The sequence below is a fragment of the Marinobacter sp. genome, from assembly GCF_046484525.1.
Classification (GTDB): Bacteria; Pseudomonadota; Gammaproteobacteria; order Pseudomonadales; family Oleiphilaceae; genus Marinobacter.
In genome coordinates, this window is sequence record NZ_JAWOIS010000091.1 from 1 (window position 1) to 17,381 (window position 17,381).

Sequence of the window (17,381 nt, forward strand, 5' to 3'; positions counted from 1 at the left end):
GCGCCTTCGTCGCGAAGGTATGTGTTTATTTTCTTCTCAAACAGCTCATGGCCTAGGCTGGTGCCATTATCGAAATACGGTGAAAAGCGAGCTTTATTTTCATCCTGATTCCAAATTACGCCCCAGTTTTCTTGATGCCTATCGGTATTGCCGATCAGAGCATCAAAGCAAAGGCATAAACCCCAATACTCGCGCCAATCGTGGGATAAAAGGCCTTTAATTGCTAGTGCTCTGCTGAACGCGACTATTGTGCTGAGATTGTGTTGGCGCCCTTTTTCACGTTCGTAGTTCGGGATGGCGGCCTGCATATGATCTCCACCGTCAGTGTACCTCTCTTCGACGGGGCCATAGTTTAAGAACCATTCGCTGATTACTCCTGGTTCGTTCGTTTGGGAGTCGATCGCAACGAAAGTCGGGGGGACAGTTAATCCCATTAGTCGCCCAATTTTAAAAGCTATCACCTCAGCCCAATATTGATCGGGGTGCCTCGGTCGTTCAGGGTTTTTCGAGCTCTTTATAGCCTCTTTGAACAGGTATTTGTGACCAGCGATGCAAAAGTCATACGGGGCTGGATCTGGGCACACTCGTAGTGACTTGTTGCGAGCCCCAGATGGAAATACCTCGAAATCCTGGTAAAAATCCCACTCGGCTACATCAACGATCTGGTCGGGCTGTTGCTCCCGGATTTGACGATCTATCAATCCCTTCCTCCCTGCTTTCTCGGTTGCCGCTTGGCGTTTGCGAACTTACTACATCATGAGTTAGGGAGTCTGCTCAACCAAGTGTTATCACCATGTATGGAGAGTTACACGAGGTTTCAAAGATCTAAAGAGCTTGGAAATGGTGGCAATTTGGTGACTGGCGAAAAATCAACTTGCTGGGCTAGAAGGCAGGAAAATCTAACTGCCTGATATTGCGGGATAATTTGGTCGGCGTGGCAGGATTCGAACCTGCGACCCCTTCGTCCCGAACGAAGTGCGCTACCAAGCTGCGCCACACGCCGAACAACGGCCGGTATTATACGGATTAAACACGTTTTGGCTACCCCTCGGGCGGGGAATTTTCGTCCGTATAACTGCTGAGACCGGCCGTATCGCCTTCCCTGTTACCCGGCGGTGGGCAACAGGGAGATGTCCGCCACCCGCAGGAACAGGTTGCGCAGACGGTTTAGCAGGGCCAGGCGGTTGTTGCGGATAGCCTCGTCCTCGGCCATGACCATGACCTCGTCGAAGAAGGTATCCACCGGTTCCCGCAGGCTTGCCAGGGAGCTCAGGGCACTGGCGTAGTCACCCTTGTCGAACAGCGGCAGGACCTTCCGGGCCTGCTCTTCCACCTGCGCCGCCAGGGTTTGTTCGTCGGCGTCCTGCAGCAGGCTCTCGTCCACCGTTTCCCCAATGCTGTCACCACCCTGCTTGGTCAGGATGTTGGATACCCGCTTGTTGGCGCCGGCCAGGGCCTGGGCTTCGGGCAACTGGCGGAAGGCTTCCACCGCCTTGACCCGGCGATCGAAGTCCAGCGGTTTGGTGGGCCGGCGGGCGTGCACCGCGAGGTAAACCTCGGCGCCGATGCCCTGCTCTTCATAGTGGGCGCGGAAGCGCTCGAGCATGTAGTCGACCACGGTAGTGGCGGTGTTCTGCTCAGTCAGCGCACTGAAGTTCTGCTCGGCCCATTCGCAGACGGTCTGCAGGTCCAACGGCAGTTCATGCTCGATGATGATGCGCAGTACGCCCAGGGAGGCCCGGCGCAGACCGAACGGATCGCGGGTGCCGGAGGGCGGCTGGTTGATACCGAACAGGCCCACCAGGGAATCGATGCGGTCGGCAATGGCGACGGCGCAGCCGGTCAGGGTGCCGGGCAGGTCATCACCGGCAAAGCGCGGCATGTACTGCTCGTTCAGCGCCTTGGCGACATCCTCGTGCTCGCCATCGTTGGCAGCGTAGTACTGGCCCATGATGCCCTGCAGGTCGGTGAACTCCAGGACCATCTCGGTGACCAGGTCGGTCTTGGCCAGCATGGCAGCGCGCTCGGCCAGGGCCGGATCGCTGTTGATCGCCTCGGCGATCTTCTTCGCCAGGGCGGCGACCCGCACGGACTTTTCGTAGATGCTGCCGAGCTTCTCCTGGAACACGATCGGCTTGAGGGACTCGATACGGTCTTCCAGCCGGGTCTTGCGGTCGGTGTCGTAGAAGAAGGCGGCGTCCGCCAGGCGCGGGCGGATCACCTTCTCGTTACCGGAAATGACCTGGCTCGGATCCTTGCTTTCCAGGTTGGCCACGGTGATGAACAGCGGCAGCATCCTGCCGTCCTTGTCCACCACATGGAAATACTTCTGGTGCTCCTTCATGGAGGAAATCAGCGCTTCCGCAGGAACCTCGAGGAAGCGCTCCTCGAACCGGCCCATCAACGGCACCGGCCATTCGTTCAGTGCGGTGACCTCGTCCAGCAGGTCCTCGTCGATGACCGCCTTGCCGCCGGCTTCCTTCTCGGCCAGGGCAGTAACACCGGCCCGGATGTACTCCCGGCGCTCGGCAAAGTCCGCCAGCACATAGCCTTCCTGCTTGAGCACGACCTCGTAGTCATTCGGGGTGGGCACGATCAGTGGTTTCGGGCAATGGAACCGGTGGCCGCGGGTGGTGTTGCCCGGCTTCAGGCCCATGATGGACGTGTCAATCACCTTGTTGCCGAACAGCAGGATCAGCCAGTGCACGGGGCGCACGAACTCGGTGCGGTAGGCGCCCCAGCGCATGCGCTTGGGAATTGGCAGGGCGGCCAGGGACTGCTCCACCAGTTCGGGCATCAGTTCCACGGTCGGACGGCCCTTCTCCACGGTGCGATAGACCACCCAGGCACCCTTGTCGGTTTCCATGGTGTCGAGCTGGTCCGGGGTGATGCCCAGGGAAGTGGCGAAGCCGGTCAGCGCCCGGGTCGGGTTGCCGGAGTCGTCGAAGGCGGCCTTGACCGCCGGGCCACGCTTCTCCACCGGCTTGTCCGGCTGGGCGTCGGCCAGATCGCGGACCCGGACGGCCAGTCGGCGCGGCGCGGCAAAGGCTTCTACCTCGCCGAATTCGATCCCGGCATCTTCCAGGCCCTTGGCGATACCTCGGGTAAAGGCATCAGACAGTGGCTTGAGAGCCTTGGGGGGCAGTTCTTCTGTGCCCAGTTCAACCAGAAAATCCTGATTAGCCATGATTATGCGTTCCCCTGTTCCTGCTGTGCCTTCTTCGCTTTCTTCCCTTTCTTCTTGCCGTTGGCCTTGGCTTCAGCGGCTTCTGCCGCCGCCAGAACTTCCTGTTTCAGGGCCTCCGGGGCCAGCGGGAAGCCAAGCTTGCGGCGGCTGTCGAAGTAAGCCTGGGCCACGGCCCGGGCCAGGGTGCGAACACGGAGAATGAAACGCTGACGCTCGGTCACGGAGATGGCGTGGCGGGCATCCAGCAGGTTGAAGGTATGGGAGGCTTTCAGTACCTGTTCATAGGCCGGCAACGGCAGGCCAGCTTCGATCAGTCGGGCGCTCTCGCGCTCGTGGACGTCGAAGCTGTGGAACAGGAATTCGGTATCGGCCTGCTCGAAGTTGTAAGTGGACATTTCCACTTCCTGCTGGTGGAACACGTCGCCGTAGGTCACAACGCCGTCCGGGCCTTCGGTCCAGACCAGGTCATAGACGCTGTCCACGCCCTGCAGGTACATGGCGATCCGCTCCAGGCCGTAGGTCAGCTCGCCGGTTACCGGATAGCACTCCAGGCCGCCCACCTGCTGGAAGTAGGTGAACTGGGTCACCTCCATGCCGTTGAGCCAGATTTCCCAACCCAGGCCCCAGGCGCCGAGGGTGGGGGATTCCCAGTTGTCCTCGACAAAGCGGATGTCGTGGACCAGCGGGTCCAGGCCCAGGGCCCGCAGGGAATCCAGGTACAGCTCCTGGATGTTGTCCGGGGACGGCTTCAGGACCACCTGGAACTGGTAGTAGTGTTGGAGACGGTTGGGGTTTTCACCGTAACGGCCGTCGGTGGGACGACGGCTGGGCTGAACGTAGGCCGCATTCCAGGTCTCCGGACCGATCGCCCGCAGGAAGGTGGCCGGGTGGAACGTACCGGCGCCCACTTCCATATCCAGGGGCTGGAGAACCACGCAGCCGTGCTGCGCCCAGAAATTCTGCAGAGCCAGGATCAGACCCTGGAAGGTCTTGATATCCGGCGCGGAGTTGTTCGTTGCCTTGTCTGTCACGACGTTTGCCTGCTGATTCAGTCTGTGTGTGGCGCCCCGTTCATCCTCCGGGGCACTCCGAAAAAAGGCGCATTATACGCTTGCCAAAGCGGTATTTCTAAGTGGTCTTCACTGTGTTGATTTTGAACTAGAAGAAGGTCAGACCGACCTGGAACAGCTTCTCCACATCCCGGATCCGGGACTTGTCCACCAGGAACAGGATCACGTGGTCATCCGGCTGTACCCGCAGGTGATCGTGGGCGATCAGGACCTCGTTGTGGCGGACAATGGCCCCGATGGTGGTCCCTTCCGGCAGGGAGATCTCATCCAGCCGTTTACCCACTACCTTGGAGGACCGGTGATCCCCGTGGGCGATAGCCTCGATGGCCTCGGCCGCGCCCCGGCGCAGTGAGTGAACATTTACTACATCACCCCGGCGAACGTGGGTGAGCAAGCTGCCGATGGTGGTCTGCTGGGGCGAGATGGCCACATCGATATCCCCGCCCTGGATCAGGTCCACGTAGTCTGGGTTATTGATCAGGGTCAGGACCTTACGGGCGCCGAGGCGTTTGGCAAGAAGCGACGCCATGATGTTGGCCTCGTCGTCATTGGTGACTGCACAGAAGACATCGGTGTTCTCGATGTTCTCTTCCAGCAGGATGTCCTTGTTGGCGGCATCGCCCTCCAACACCACGGTCTTGCGCAGGTTTTCGGACAGCATCACGCAGCGTTCATGACCCCGCTCCAGCAGCTTGACCTGGTAGCGGCCCTCCAGGGTGCTGGCCAGGCGCTGGCCGATGTTGCCACCGCCACAGATGAAGATTTTCTTGTAGGGTTTTTCCAGGGGCTGCAATTCGCTCATCACGGACCGGATGTGGTCGGCGCCGGCGATGAAGAACACCTCGTCGCCGTCCTCAATCACGGTGTCGCCCTGGGGCATGATCGCCCGGCCCTTGCGGAAGATGGCGGCCACGCGGGTATCGATCTTGGGCATGTGGGTGCGCAGGAAGGAAAGCTCGTGCCCGACCAGTGGCCCGCCCCTGGTGGCCTGGATCGCCACCAGCCGTGCCAGCCCCTTGGAGAACTCCAGTACCTGCAGGGCTCCGGGGTATTCGATCAGCCGGGTAATATGCTTGGTGACCAGGTGCTCGGGGCTGATCAGGACATCGATGGGGAAACCGCGCAGGCTGTCCAGATCCTTGGCCTTGTCCCGCTGGTAGAACAGTTCGGGCTTGGCCAGGTAGGCGTTGGCCCGGACCCGGCAGATGGTGGTCGGCGTCTTGTACAGCAGCTTGGCAACCTGGCAAGCAACCATGTTGGTTTCGTCGCTGTTGGTGACGGCGATCACCATATCGCCGTCTTCGGCACCGGCCTGCCGGAGCACGGTCGGATAGGACGCTTTGCCCTGAACCGTCCGGATGTCCAGGCGATCCTGCAATTCCCGCAGTCGCACACTGTCATTGTCGACCACGGTAATGTCGTTGGCTTCATTGGCGAGGTTTTCGGCCAGGGTTCCGCCGACCTGGCCGGCGCCGAGAATCAGGATCTTCATGGTTCGGGTTTCTCCAGTACCGCGTAAAAGAAGCCGTCGTGGCTGTCAGGGTCCGGCAGCAACTGGCGACCGGCGCCGGTGTCCCGGCCCCAGGCCACATCCGGCTCGATCAGGCCGGCATCCGGCTGCTGTTTCACGAATCGTTGGATTATACGGTGGTTTTCCTGGGGGAACACGGAACAGGTCGCATACACCAGGCGGCCACCGGGTTTGAGGATAGACCACATGGCCTCGAGCAGCCCCAGCTGGATCCAGGCCAGGGGCGCAATGTCCGATTCCCGCCGCAACAGCTTGATGTCCGGATGCCGGCGGATCACGCCGGTGGCGCTGCAGGGGACATCCAGCAGGATGCGGTCGAATTCGGTGCCATCCCACCAGCTGTCGATATCCGCCGCATCGGCCTGTTTCAGCGTGGCGGTAAGGTCCAGGCGGTCCAGGTTTTCCTGAACCCGGGGCAGGCGTTCGGCGGATTCGTCGATGGCAACCACTTCGGACAGTTCACCGCAAGCCTCCAGGATGGCGCAGGTCTTGCCTCCGGGGGCAGCGCAGGCATCGAGTACCCGCTGGCCGGGGGCGAGATCCAGCAGGGTAGTACACAGCTGGGCGGCCTCGTCCTGGACGCTGGCGGCGCCGTCGGCGAACCAGGGCAAGCGGTCCACAGGCACCGGCCGGGCAAGCTGGACGGCATGAGGCGCGAACCGGGTCGCCGTGGCCTCGATGCCCGCCTCTTGAAGCAGGCCCAGGTAGTGTTCGCGGGCGAAACGCAGGGCATTGACCCGCAGGGTCATGGGGGCCTGGGTGTTATTGGCATCGAGAATCCGCTGCCAGTCCCGCGGCCAGTTGTGGCGCAGCTTGTCCACCATCCACTGGGGGTGGCTGAAGCGCACCGAGTCGTCTTTCGGCTCGGGGGCGCCTTCGCGCTCGGCGGCGCGCAAGACACCATTGACCAGGCCGGTCAGATGCGGCTTGTCCAGGGCCCGGCAGGCTTCCACCGATTCATTGAGTACTGCGTAGGTGGCCTGCTCGCTGAACCGGAGCTGGAACAGGGCAACCAGCATCAGATGATGGACAACACGGTCCTGTTTGCGTAGCGGTTTCTTCAGCCGTCCCTGCAGTTCACCATCGAGACGTTGAAACCAGCGGCAGGTGCCGTAACACAGTGCCTGGAGCTCCGCCCGTTCACCCTCCCCGACCCGGTTCAGAGCTGGCGGAAGGCACTGGGACAGGGACTGGCCATGCTCGACAGCCAGCAGGACGCTGGCCGCTACGGACCGAATGGGTTGTTGGCCGGAGCCCATGTCAGTTCAGCTCCTGGCCGGGCAGCAACAGCTGCTTGCCGCCATTGATCAGATCATTGACGCTCTGGGCGCGGGCACCGGGCAGCTGCAGGCGGGTGATACGCAGGATACCCTCACCGCAGGCCACATCAATGCCTTCCCGTTCCCGGCGGATCACGGTGCCGGGGGCCTCGGCGGAGGCATCGGCAAGGGCGCGGGCCTCGTGAATGCGGATGCGCTGGTCGTCGAGGTCGGTGTCGGTGCCGGGCCAGGGGTTGAAGGCGCGCACCAGCCGTTCAATGCCGGTGGCATCCTGTTGCCAGTCAATGTGTCCTTCATCTTTCGACAGCTTGTGAGCGTAGCAGGCCTGGTCGTCGTTCTGGGCTTCGCCGGACAGTTCGCTCTTTTCCAGCAGTGCCAGCGCCTTGACGATGGCCTCTCCGCCCATGGTTGCCAGCCGATCGTGGAGACTGCCGCCGGTATCGTCGTCATGGATCGGGGTGATGGCTTTCAACAGCATGGCGCCGGTATCGAGGCCCTCGTCCATCTGCATGATGGTGATGCCGGTTTCCCGGTCGCCGGCGGCAATGGCACGCTGGATTGGCGCGGCGCCGCGCCAGCGTGGTAGCAGCGACGCGTGGATATTGAGACAGCCTTGGGCCGGGATCTCCAGCACGGTCTTGGGCAGAATCAGGCCGTAGGCGGCAACAATCATTACATCCGGGTTCAGCATCGCCAGTTCCTGCTGTGCTTCCGGGCTGCGAAAGTTCTCGGGCTGGAACACCGGCAGGTCAGCCTCCAGCGCCACCTTTTTGACCGGGCTGGGCATCAGCTTACGGCCCCGGCCGGCAGGCCGGTCCGGCTGGGAGTAAACGCCGACGATGGTGTGGTGGGTCGCCAGAAGGGCTGTCAGGGCGGTAGCGGCAAAGTCGGGAGTGCCGGCAAATACGATTCGCACTGTGGTGTTGTCTCTGTTCCGTTGAATATGAAAAGACCGGGTCATCGCCCGGTCCGTCACTGTCTGTCTGTTCTGGTGGCCTGAAACAGATCAGGCGCTCTTGCGATGAAGCTTTTCCAGTTTCTTCTTGATCCGGTTACGCTTCAGGGCGCTCAGATAGTCCACGAACAGCTTGCCGTTGAGGTGGTCCATCTCGTGCTGGACGCAGACCGCCAGCAGACCTTGCGCCTCAATCTCGAACGGCTCACCATTGCGGTCCAGGGCCCGGATCCGGCAGTGTTCGATACGTTCGACATCCTCGTAGAAGCCTGGGACAGAAAGACAACCTTCCTGCATGGCTTCATAGTCGCCTTCGAGGACCTCCACTTCCGGGTTGATGAATACCCGTGGTTCGCTCTTGTCCTCGGACAGGTCCATCACGATGATCTGCTTGTGAACATTGACCTGTGTCGCCGCCAGACCAATTCCGGGCGCATCGTACATGGTCTCGAACATGTCGTCGATCAGCTTGCGGATGTCGTCTGTGACTTCGTTCACCGGCTTGGCAATGGTGCGCAGACGGGGATCCGGGTATTCGAGGATTTCTAAAATCATAACGCTCGCGTGTCTGGTCCGTATGTCCGGCAGTTCAGGCAATCCGCCCGCCTACCGTTTGAGTTTTGTAATCCTGTGAGGGAAGTCTCGGTATTATCCCCCAAATCCACGATTGAGTACAAACTGATCAGTTAATAGTTAAAATCTTTCACAGGCAGCATAGAATTCACTGGAAGAACAAAAGATAACATCACAATTTCCGAGACTTCTTCTATAGTATCAGGAATAACAACGTAATAAGCTGCAGGTATTCCGGCTGCATCCCAACAGAATGCAAAGACTCAAGGCACGCGATCAAGGACTTACACAATGAGGAAACTGCTGTACGCTCTGGCAGCCACTGCGCTGCTGTTCACTTCCTGGGCTCAGGCTCAACCGGAGCTGCGGTCCGACCATCCCGAGCGTTACACCGTCGTGAAGGGGGACACCCTCTGGGACATTTCGGCGCGCTTTCTGAACAACCCGTGGTACTGGCCGGAAATCTGGCACGTCAATCCCCAAGTTGCCAACCCGCACCTCATCTATCCGGGCGATCGCCTGGCCCTGGTTTACATCGACGGCAAACCCCGGATTACCAAGGTGGCGTCCAACGGGGTGGTCAAGCTCTCACCGAAGGTGCGTTCCGAACCAATCGATACCCCGATTCCGGCCATCCCCCTGGACGCCATCAGCAGCTTCCTGACCGATACCCGTATTGTCACCCCGGAAGAACTTGAGGGTGCGCCCTACGTACTGGAAGGGGAAGACGGCCGCATCATTACCGGTGCCGGTGACCGGATTTACGCGCGGGGCGACAAGCCGGCGAACAAGGTGGGTATCTTCCGGCGCACCAAGGAATTCCGGGATCCGGATACCGGCGAATTCCTGGGTCTGGAGGCCCGGAGCATCGGTGCCGGCAACATTACCGCCGAGAACGGCGACGTGCTGACCCTTCGGCTGACCAAGTCCAACCAGGAAATCCGTATCGGCGATCGCCTGCTGACCAGCGTCGATCGCCCGATTGCCACCAGCTTCGTCCCCAGCTCGCCGGACGAAACCGTTGAGGGTGAGATGATCGCCGTCGATGGTGGTGTCAGCCAGATCGGTCAGTACAACGTGGTGGCGATCAACCGCGGTGAACGGGATGGCCTTGAGGCCGGAAACGTCATGGCCGTGCTCAAGAGCGGCAACCTGGTGCGCGATCCGGTGACCGGTGAAACCATCGAGCTGCCTTCGGAGCGTGCCGGTCTGTTGATGGTATTCCAGGCCTACGAGAAGATGAGCTACGGATTGGTCCTGCAGGCCACCCGCCCGCTGTCCGTGGGTGATAAGGTCACCAATCCCTGATCGGACAGAAGCTTCCAGCGGCAATTGAATGGCCGGGCGGGATTGCCCGGCCATTGTTGTTTTCAAGGATGAAGAATCATGAACGAATTGCTTTCCAGCGCGGGTTCCCGCGACCGTATTTGCCAGGCGCTTGAACACCCAGCTGCGCCCTGGCTCCTGCTGGCAACCCTGCCCCAGTTCGGTCTCCGACGGCGTGAGGCCGCGATGGCCGCAACCGCACAACTGACCGATCTGCTGGCCATGAACGCCGCCACCCTCAAAGCCGTTGGCCTCCATCCGGAAACCATCACCGGAATCCGCGCCTGGCAGGATAAAGACACCAGTCACCCTGCCCTGATGGAAGTCGTGGAGGCTCTGATCGGATGTCAGCGTCATGGCATCCACATCGTTACCTGGGCCGATGTCGATTATCCCGAAGCATTGCGCCATATCCATGACGCGCCCCTGGTGCTCTATACACTGGGTAACCATGCCTTGCTCGGCCGGGACCAGATCGGCATTGTGGGCAGTCGTCATGCCACCCGCCCGGGCCTGGACCATGCCCGTCGGTTCGCGGCGGAACTCAGTCGCCGGGAACTGTTGGTTACCAGTGGCCTGGCCCTGGGTGTGGACGGTGCCGCGCATGCCGGCGCCCTGGATGCCGGTTTCCCCACCATTGCGGTCATCGGTTGCGGACTGGATCAGATCTACCCCCGAAAGCATCACAAGCTGGGCCAGCGGGTGATCGAACACGGCGTGCTGGTATCGGAATATTCCCCGGGAACGCCGGCCCGCGCTGCCCATTTTCCCCAACGTAACCGTATCATCAGCGGGCTGTCCCGGGGTGTATTGGTGGTTGAAGCGGGCCTCAAGAGTGGCTCGTTGATCACCGCGAGGCTGGCGCTGGAACAGGGCCGTGAAGTGTTGGCCATTCCCGGCTCTGTCCACAGTCCGGTGGCTCGGGGTTGTCACCACTTGATCAAGCAGGGTGCCCGGCTGGTGGAAACCGTGGACGACGTGCTGGAAGAGCTGGGTGCCTGGTGGTCCCCGCAGACCGGCGAAGCGGATCCTGGCCGGGAGCCGGGGACGCCGGATCTGTCGCGCCTGGGGCAACGGGAAATCGCGGTATTTGAGGCATTAGGGTATGATCCGGTATCAACCGATGCACTGGGTTCGGCGACCGGTTTGGCCGCGGACCAGTTGATGCAGTCCCTGTTGCTTTTGGAGCTGGAAGGGCTGGCCAGTTCAGCACCAGGCGGCTACCTGCGAATCGCCTGAACCCGGTGCCCTGTTCCACCCCGTTCTGAACAGATGATTCTCGATGCCCGTGTCCAAACCACTGACTGACTGGCAACGCCGTCGTGCCCGCCGCACCCTGCTCCGGGGCGGTGTTATCGCCTACCCGACCGAAGCGGTCTGGGGCCTGGGGTGTGATCCCTGGGATGTCCTGGCGGTAGAGCGCATCCTGGAACTGAAACAACGCCCCATGGAAAAGGGCATGATCCTGGTGGCCGCTTCGGTGTCGCAGGTGCGGTTCCTGCTCGATCCCTTGCCGGTAAACCACCAGGAAGCCGCCATGAGCCATTGGCCGGGGCCCGTGACCTGCCTCTTGCCCGATGTGAACGAGCAGATTCCGGAGTGGGTCCGGGGGCGCCACAGCTCCATTGCAGTGCGTGTCAGCGACCATCCGGTGGTCCGTTCCCTGTGTGAGGCGGCCGGCATGCCGCTGGTCTCCACCTCCTGCAATCCTGCCGGGCGACAGCCAGCCCGTCATTCCTGGCAGGTGCGCCGCTATTTCGGTGATCAGCTGGACTGGATCGTGCCCGGTGAGCTTGGTGGCAATCGCAAACCCAGCCGCATTATTGATATCGTCACCGGCCAGCAGCTTCGATAGGAGAGCCCATGTCACAACAGCCCGTCAGCCAGGCCGTCAAGGAATACCTGCTCGGCCTGCAGGAAAATATCTGTCGTCGCCTGCAAGCGGTGGACGGCGAGGCCTCATTCATCCGCGATTCCTGGGACCGACCGGAAGGCGGCGGTGGAATCAGCCGGGTCATCAGTGAAGGCCGCGTTTTCGAGAAAGGCGGCGTGAACTTCTCCCACGTCATGGGGGACACCATGCCCGCCTCCGCCACGGCCCACCGGCCCCATCTGGCGGGCGCGCCCTGGCAGGCCATGGGGGTTTCCCTGGTGATTCACCCGAACAACCCCTACGTGCCCACGTCCCACGCCAACGTCCGCTTCTTTATCGCCACGCCCAAAGACGGCGAGCCGGTGTACTGGTTCGGTGGAGGGTATGACCTGACCCCCTACTATGGTTTTGAGGAGGACTGCGTGCACTGGCACCGGACCGCCAAAGCCGCCTGTGAGCCTTTCGGCAAGGATACCTACCAGCGCTTCAAGGACTGGTGTGACGACTACTTCTACCTCAAGCACCGGAACGAGCCCCGGGGTGTCGGCGGCCTGTTCTTCGACGACCACAACACCGGTGATTTCGGCAAGGACTTTGCCCTGATGCAGTCGGTGGGGGACAGTTATATTGAAGCCTATGAACCAATCGTCCGGAAACGGATGGGCATGGATTTCGGCGAGCGGGAGCGCAACTTCCAGCTGTACCGCCGGGGCCGCTATGTCGAGTTCAACCTGGTGTACGACCGGGGTACTCTGTTCGGCCTGCAGTCCGGCGGCCGCACCGAGTCAATCCTGATGTCCCTGCCGCCGCTGGTACGCTGGGACTATAACCGGGTGCCGGAGCCCGGCACCGAGGAAGCCCGGCTGACCGAGTATTTCCTCACGGGCCGGGACTGGCTGGGAGAGAACCATGACCAATGATCTGTACGCAGTGATCGGCCACCCGATCAGCCACAGCAAATCCCCGCGGATACACAGCCTGTTTGCACAGCAAACCGACGAGCCGGTGGAGTACACTGCCATCCAGGCGCCCCTCGACGATTTCGCCAGTACTGTCAGGCAGTTCTTCGAGCGCGGAGGCAAAGGCCTCAATGTCACGGTCCCGTTCAAGGAACAGGCCTGGCAGCTGGCGGATCAGCGCACCGGGAGGGCGGAGAAGGCCGGCGCCGCCAACACCCTGTATTACGATAACGGCCGACTGGTTGCGGATAACACCGATGGCTGCGGTATCGTCCGGGATCTGGTGAGCAACCATGGTGTGACCCTCAAGGGCGCCCGGATCCTGTTGCTCGGCGCCGGTGGTGCCGTGCGCGGCGTGATCGGTCCTTTGCTGGCGGAAAAACCGGCGGAGTTGGTGATCGCCAACCGGACCGTCACGAAGGCTGAAGCCCTGGTGGATCTGTTTGCTGACGATGCCGGTGACACCCGCCTCAGTGCTTGCGGGTTCGGGGAGCCCGACGAGCCATTCGACCTGATCATCAACGGCACCAGCGCCAGCCTCCAGGGTGATCTGCCTGCCCTGTCTCCCGTGGTTATCGGTTCGGACACGGTGATATACGACATGATGTACTCCCTGAAGACCACCACCTTCAACCAGTGGGCACTGGACCAGGGTGCAAACCGGGTGTTCGATGGTCTCGGCATGCTGGTGGAACAGGCCGCCGAGTCGTTCCGGGTGTGGCGCGGCGTGCGCCCCGAGACCGCGTCGGTGGTCGAGGAGTTGCGCACCGACTGAGCCGGGCGGGACAAAAAGAAAGGCAGTGGCCGGGGCCTAATCCCGGCGCCTGCCTGGGGAATGGTCAGTGTGAACGGAAGCAGACTTACTCCACGTTCACTTCGATGGCCTTCGGCTCCTTCGGTTCAGCCTTTTTGATGGTCAGGGTCAGCAGACCATCCTTGAAGTTGGCCTCGACGCTGTTTTCGTCCACATTTTCCGGCAGGGTGAAGCTACGCATGAAGCTGCCGTAGAAACGCTCGATGCGGTGCATCTTCTTGTCCTCGGTTTCCTCTTCCTGCCTGCGCTCGCCCTTGATGGTCAGGACACCGTCATGTACGGTCACCTTCACATCGTCCTTGGACATGCCCGGCAACTCGGCCTCGACGGAAAAGGCCTGGTCGGTTTCCTTGATATCCACCGCCGGAGCCCAGTCACTGCGACTGAACAGGTCCTTGCCTTCCCGGTCACCGGCCCGGGTCAGCCCGAACATCCGGTTGTAGCGGTTCATCAGGTCTTCGAACTCATTGATCGGATTCCAGCGTGTCAGGTTGCTCATAGTCATCCCTCCTTGTGTACGAAAACGAATCTGAAAGTGTAATCAGCTTCGCTCGCGGAACAGCTCCCTGCCGGCGGCGCCAACCGGCCGGTTATCCGTGAACATCTGCTACCTTGAAATGTAGGCTCTCCCGGCCGGTTTTCAAGGGTAGGTTTGGTCCAGATATGATCGGCATCAATTGCGCTGTTATGGGCTCAGGGAGCGCCGGCTGTCTCGGTGTCCGGCCGGGCGCCCATCCAGGGCGTGACCGCCGTGGCTGCCACCAGGCCGACCTCCAGATACTACCTCTGATTGCTTTCGCTCAGGTACTCATCCTTGAGTTTCACGTAGTTGGCTGCTGTGTACTTGAAGAACGTCTTTTCCTTGTCGGTCAACGGCCGGGCCTGTTTGGCCGGCGATCCCACATACAGGTAGCCGGATGCCAGGGTTTTGCCAGGTGGTACCAGACAGCCGGCGGCAACAATCACCTCGTTTTCCACCACGGCGCCATCCATAATGATGCAGCCCATGCCTACCAGCACCCGACTGCCAATGGTGCAGCCATGCAACAGGGCCTTATGGCCGACAGTCACATCGTCTCCCAGCGTCAGCGGATAACCGCCAGGGTTGTAGTCACTGGCATGAGTGATATGAAGCACGGACCCATCCTGAATGCTGCACCGGTCCCCGATCCGGATCTGGTGCATGTCACCCCGCACCACGGTCATCGGCCAGATGGATACATCCTCACCGGTCTGGACATCTCCGATGACCACGGCACTTGGATCCACCCAGCTCCGTTCCCCAAAATGTGGCGTAATACCCTTGTGAGAGCGTACATTCGTCATTACATATATCCGTCAGGTGTTTTTGAGTTTGGAGGCTCCCCGAACATCGCAGTCGCCTGAAACTATCGTATCCACGTACTGCTGAGAAGAGGCCCTATGAATAATCCGTTACTGACCGACGATCTGTTGCCGAAGTTCGACCATGTGCGCACCGAGCACATGGAAACGGCGATTGACCAGATTCTCAGCGAGAACCGCATGAAGATCAGCCAGCTCGCCGAGCAGGACGATCCCACCTGGGACACCCTGGCCCAGCCCATGCAGGCGCTGGAAGACAAGCTCTCCAACGCCTGGTCGGTTATCTCACACCTGAACGGTGTGATGAACAACGACGAGCTGCGCAAAGTCTACAAGAACTGCCTGGAGAAGCTGACCGAGTACAGCACCGAGATCAGCCAGAACGAAGCCCTGTGCAACGCCTACAAGAAGCTGGCGGCCCGGGACGACTTCAAGGACCTGAGCGAGCCCCAGCGCAAGTCGGTGGAAAACACCCTGCGCGATTTCCACCTGGGTGGCGTCGACCTGCCAGCGGACAAGAAAAAGCGTTACGCTGACCTCTCGCGGGAGCTGGCGGAGCTGTCCAACAAGTTCAGCGATAACGTACTGGACGCCACTCAGCACTGGTACAAGCAGATTACCAATGTGGACGAGCTTTCCGGCCTGCCGGAAACCGCCATCGAGGGTGCGAAGCAGGCGGCGCGCCAGAAAGAGCTGGATGGCTATGTCATTACGCTGGATTTCCCCAGCTTCTACCCGGTCATGACCTACTGTGATAACCGGGATTTGCGTCGGGAAGTCTATGAAGCCTTTGTAACCCGGGCGTCTGACCAGGGCCCGGATGCCGGGACCTGGGACAACACCCCGGTGATGGCGGAAATCCTCAAGCGTCGCCACGCCCTGTCCCAGCTGCTGGGCTTCAACAATTACGCCGAACGCTCCCTGGCCACCAAGATGGCCCGGAGTGTTGAAGAGGTGCTGGAGTTCCTGAACCAGCTGGCGGCCAAATCCAAGCCGGTGGCGGAAAAGGAATTTGCCGAACTGAAAGCCTTCGCCAAGGACGAACATGGCGTGGATGACCTGCAGGCCTGGGACATCGGTTACTACAGCGAGAAACTGCGCCAGAAGCAGTACGACATCTCCCCGGAGACCCTGCGCCCGTGGTTCCCGGTCAACAAGGTGGTTCCTGGTCTGTTCCGGGTGGCCGAGAAGCTGTTCGATGTCCAGATTGAAGAACGCCCCGAAGTCGAGACCTGGCATGAAGATGCTACCACTTACTGTATCAGCCGCCATGGTGAGCCGGTGGCCTGGTTCTACCTGGATCTGTTTGCCCGCCAGGGCAAGCGCGGCGGTGCCTGGATGGCCGACTGCCGGGTACGCTGGCGCGATCAGCGTGGCCGCCTGCAGCTGCCGGTGGCATTCCTGACCTGCAACTTCACGCCGCCGGTGAACGGCAAGCCGTCGCTGCTGACTCACGACGAAGTGACCACCCTGTTCCACGAGTTCGGGCACGGCCTGCACCACATGCTGACTCAGGTGGAGGTACTGGACGTATCGGGTATCAACGGCGTGGCCTGGGACGCGGTCGAGCTACCCAGCCAGTTCCTGGAGAACTGGTGCTGGAACCCGGATTCCCTGGCATTGATCGCCAGTCACCACGAAACCGGCGAGCCACTGCCGGAAGACCTGCTGCAGAAGCTCCTGGCAGCGAAGAACTTCCAGTCCGGCATGGCCATGGTGCGCCAGCTGGAGTTCTCCCTGTTCGACTTCCGCCTGCACGCGGAATTCATCGACGAGGCTCCCACCAACCCGCTGGACATGCACCGCAAGGTGCGGGAAGAGATCGCCGTGGTGGAAGCACCCGAGTTCAACCGCTTCCCCAACGCCTTCTCCCACATCTTCGCCGGCGGCTATGCGGCGGGGTATTACAGCTACAAGTGGGCGGAAGTGCTGGCGGCGGATGCTTTCTCCCTGTTCGAGGAGAAGGGCATCTTCGACACGGAAACCGGCAAGGCCTTCCTGCACAACATCCTTGAGAAAGGCGGCTCCCAGGAGCCCATGGAACTGTTCAGGGCCTTCCGGGGCCGAGAGCCTCAGGTGGATGCCCTGTTGAGACAATCCGGCATCACGGACGAAGCCGCCTGATACAATGTCGGTAATTGGCCGGGTGGAACCATGCGAAGCCCGGCTGCCGATCTGAAAAACCGGAGTAACCTATGGCAAGTCCGAAACGTTTCATCGCCGGCGCCGTTTGCCCCCGCTGTGCGGAGATGGACAAGATCATGATGTTCACGGATGACAACGACAAGCAGATACGCGAGTGCGTCGCCTGCGGGTTCACCGATGGGTTGTCCGAGGAGCCGGATACCCAGGTGCTGGAGCTGGAAACCCGGGTGAACAAGCGCAAGAACGAGGATGATCACACCGTCAAGCAGGTGGTGTTTTTCAAGGCTGGTTCTGAGAACTGACCTGCTGCGTTTCTAGCCTGGT

16 protein-coding genes and 1 tRNA gene are annotated in these 17,381 nt (G+C 60.9%); 7 read left to right on the forward strand and 10 right to left on the reverse strand.

Annotated elements, in window-relative coordinates; genetic code table 11:
• The 8 genes from R6W86_RS18220 to def all read right to left on the reverse strand — a co-directional run.
• Positions 1–701 (reverse strand): HipA domain-containing protein (locus tag R6W86_RS18220; protein ID WP_410330765.1); only part of this gene is annotated, 701 nt, incomplete at its 3' end.
• 225 nt (positions 702–926) lie between these two features.
• Positions 927–1,003: transfer RNA gene (locus R6W86_RS18225), tRNA-Pro, on the reverse strand.
• Positions 1,004–1,105: 102 nt separating this feature from the next.
• Complete coding sequence (gene glyS / locus R6W86_RS18230) at positions 1,106–3,187, reverse strand: glycine--tRNA ligase subunit beta (protein ID WP_410330766.1); 2,082 nt, start codon at positions 3,185–3,187, stop codon at positions 1,106–1,108.
• Between the two features lie 2 nt (positions 3,188–3,189).
• Positions 3,190–4,218 carry a glycine--tRNA ligase subunit alpha gene (gene glyQ / locus R6W86_RS18235; protein ID WP_410330767.1) on the reverse strand — a complete coding sequence of 343 codons (1,029 nt, stop codon included), beginning with the start codon at positions 4,216–4,218 and terminating at the stop codon, positions 3,190–3,192.
• Positions 4,219–4,345: 127 nt separating this feature from the next.
• Entirely contained in the window at positions 4,346–5,749 is a 1,404-nt protein-coding gene (gene trkA, locus R6W86_RS18240; RefSeq protein ID WP_410330768.1) for a Trk system potassium transporter TrkA, read from the reverse strand.
• Entirely contained in the window at positions 5,746–7,047 is a 1,302-nt protein-coding gene (gene rsmB / locus R6W86_RS18245; RefSeq protein ID WP_410330769.1) for a 16S rRNA (cytosine(967)-C(5))-methyltransferase RsmB, read from the reverse strand. The genes trkA and rsmB overlap by 4 nt, the downstream gene beginning before the upstream one ends.
• Position 7,048: 1 nt before the next feature.
• A complete protein-coding gene (gene fmt, locus R6W86_RS18250; RefSeq protein WP_410330770.1) occupies positions 7,049–7,984 on the reverse strand; it encodes a methionyl-tRNA formyltransferase in 936 nt (311 codons plus the stop codon).
• Between the two features lie 90 nt (positions 7,985–8,074).
• Positions 8,075–8,578 (reverse strand): peptide deformylase, encoded by a 504-nt coding sequence (def, locus tag R6W86_RS18255; protein WP_410330771.1) that lies wholly within the window; start codon positions 8,576–8,578, stop codon positions 8,075–8,077.
• 309 nt (positions 8,579–8,887) lie between these two features.
• Here def and R6W86_RS18260 point away from each other — a divergent pair, with 309 nt between their 5' ends.
• The 5 genes from R6W86_RS18260 to aroE all read left to right on the forward strand — a co-directional run bounded on the left by R6W86_RS18260 (position 8,888) and on the right by aroE (position 13,529).
• Positions 8,888–9,904: a LysM peptidoglycan-binding domain-containing protein gene (locus R6W86_RS18260; protein WP_410330772.1), complete on the forward strand. Its 1,017-nt coding sequence runs from the start codon at positions 8,888–8,890 to the stop codon at positions 9,902–9,904.
• A 78-nt stretch (positions 9,905–9,982) separates the two neighbouring features.
• Positions 9,983–11,161, forward strand: a complete 1,179-nt coding sequence (gene dprA, locus R6W86_RS18265; RefSeq protein ID WP_410330773.1) for a DNA-processing protein DprA — start codon at positions 9,983–9,985, stop codon at positions 11,159–11,161.
• A 43-nt stretch (positions 11,162–11,204) separates the two neighbouring features.
• A complete protein-coding gene (locus R6W86_RS18270) occupies positions 11,205–11,777 on the forward strand; it encodes an L-threonylcarbamoyladenylate synthase (RefSeq protein ID WP_410330774.1) in 573 nt (190 codons plus the stop codon).
• Between the two features lie 8 nt (positions 11,778–11,785).
• A complete protein-coding gene (gene hemF / locus R6W86_RS18275) occupies positions 11,786–12,715 on the forward strand; it encodes an oxygen-dependent coproporphyrinogen oxidase (protein WP_410330775.1) in 930 nt (309 codons plus the stop codon).
• Positions 12,705–13,529, forward strand: a complete 825-nt coding sequence (gene aroE / locus R6W86_RS18280) for a shikimate dehydrogenase (RefSeq protein WP_410330776.1) — start codon at positions 12,705–12,707, stop codon at positions 13,527–13,529. The genes hemF and aroE overlap by 11 nt, the downstream gene beginning before the upstream one ends.
• Positions 13,530–13,614: 85 nt before the next feature.
• Here aroE and R6W86_RS18285 read toward each other — a convergent pair whose 3' ends face one another.
• Positions 13,615–14,067, reverse strand: a complete 453-nt coding sequence (locus tag R6W86_RS18285) for an Hsp20/alpha crystallin family protein (RefSeq protein ID WP_410330777.1) — start codon at positions 14,065–14,067, stop codon at positions 13,615–13,617.
• A 281-nt stretch (positions 14,068–14,348) separates the two neighbouring features.
• Positions 14,349–14,894: a gamma carbonic anhydrase family protein gene (locus R6W86_RS18290; RefSeq protein ID WP_410330778.1), complete on the reverse strand. Its 546-nt coding sequence runs from the start codon at positions 14,892–14,894 to the stop codon at positions 14,349–14,351.
• A 96-nt stretch (positions 14,895–14,990) separates the two neighbouring features.
• Between R6W86_RS18290 and prlC the strand changes: the two genes are divergently transcribed.
• Positions 14,991–17,036, forward strand: a complete 2,046-nt coding sequence (gene prlC, locus R6W86_RS18295; RefSeq protein WP_410330779.1) for an oligopeptidase A — start codon at positions 14,991–14,993, stop codon at positions 17,034–17,036.
• Between the two features lie 71 nt (positions 17,037–17,107).
• On the forward strand, positions 17,108–17,359 hold the full coding sequence (locus R6W86_RS18300) for a YheV family putative zinc ribbon protein (RefSeq protein WP_410330780.1): 252 nt from the start codon (positions 17,108–17,110) through the stop codon (positions 17,357–17,359).
• Positions 17,360–17,381: the final 22 nt, after the last annotated feature.

Bases quoted from the DNA above. Each gene is read 5' to 3' on its own strand.
- glyS (WP_410330766.1), bottom strand. From the start codon at position 3,187: ATGGCTAATCAGGATTTTCTGGTTGAACTGGGCACAGAAGAACTGCCC.
- trkA (WP_410330768.1), bottom strand. From the start codon at position 5,749: ATGAAGATCCTGATTCTCGGCGCCGGCCAGGTCGGCGGAACCCTGGCC.
- rsmB (WP_410330769.1), bottom strand. From the start codon at position 7,047: ATGGGCTCCGGCCAACAACCCATTCGGTCCGTAGCGGCCAGCGTCCTG.
- def (WP_410330771.1), bottom strand. From the start codon at position 8,578: ATGATTTTAGAAATCCTCGAATACCCGGATCCCCGTCTGCGCACCATT.
- R6W86_RS18260 (WP_410330772.1), top strand. From the start codon at position 8,888: ATGAGGAAACTGCTGTACGCTCTGGCAGCCACTGCGCTGCTGTTCACT.
- dprA (WP_410330773.1), top strand. From the start codon at position 9,983: ATGAACGAATTGCTTTCCAGCGCGGGTTCCCGCGACCGTATTTGCCAG.
- R6W86_RS18270 (WP_410330774.1), top strand. From the start codon at position 11,205: ATGCCCGTGTCCAAACCACTGACTGACTGGCAACGCCGTCGTGCCCGC.
- hemF (WP_410330775.1), top strand. From the start codon at position 11,786: ATGTCACAACAGCCCGTCAGCCAGGCCGTCAAGGAATACCTGCTCGGC.
- aroE (WP_410330776.1), top strand. From the start codon at position 12,705: ATGACCAATGATCTGTACGCAGTGATCGGCCACCCGATCAGCCACAGC.
- R6W86_RS18285 (WP_410330777.1), bottom strand. From the start codon at position 14,067: ATGAGCAACCTGACACGCTGGAATCCGATCAATGAGTTCGAAGACCTG.
- R6W86_RS18290 (WP_410330778.1), bottom strand. From the start codon at position 14,894: ATGACGAATGTACGCTCTCACAAGGGTATTACGCCACATTTTGGGGAA.
- prlC (WP_410330779.1), top strand. From the start codon at position 14,991: ATGAATAATCCGTTACTGACCGACGATCTGTTGCCGAAGTTCGACCAT.
- R6W86_RS18300 (WP_410330780.1), top strand. From the start codon at position 17,108: ATGGCAAGTCCGAAACGTTTCATCGCCGGCGCCGTTTGCCCCCGCTGT.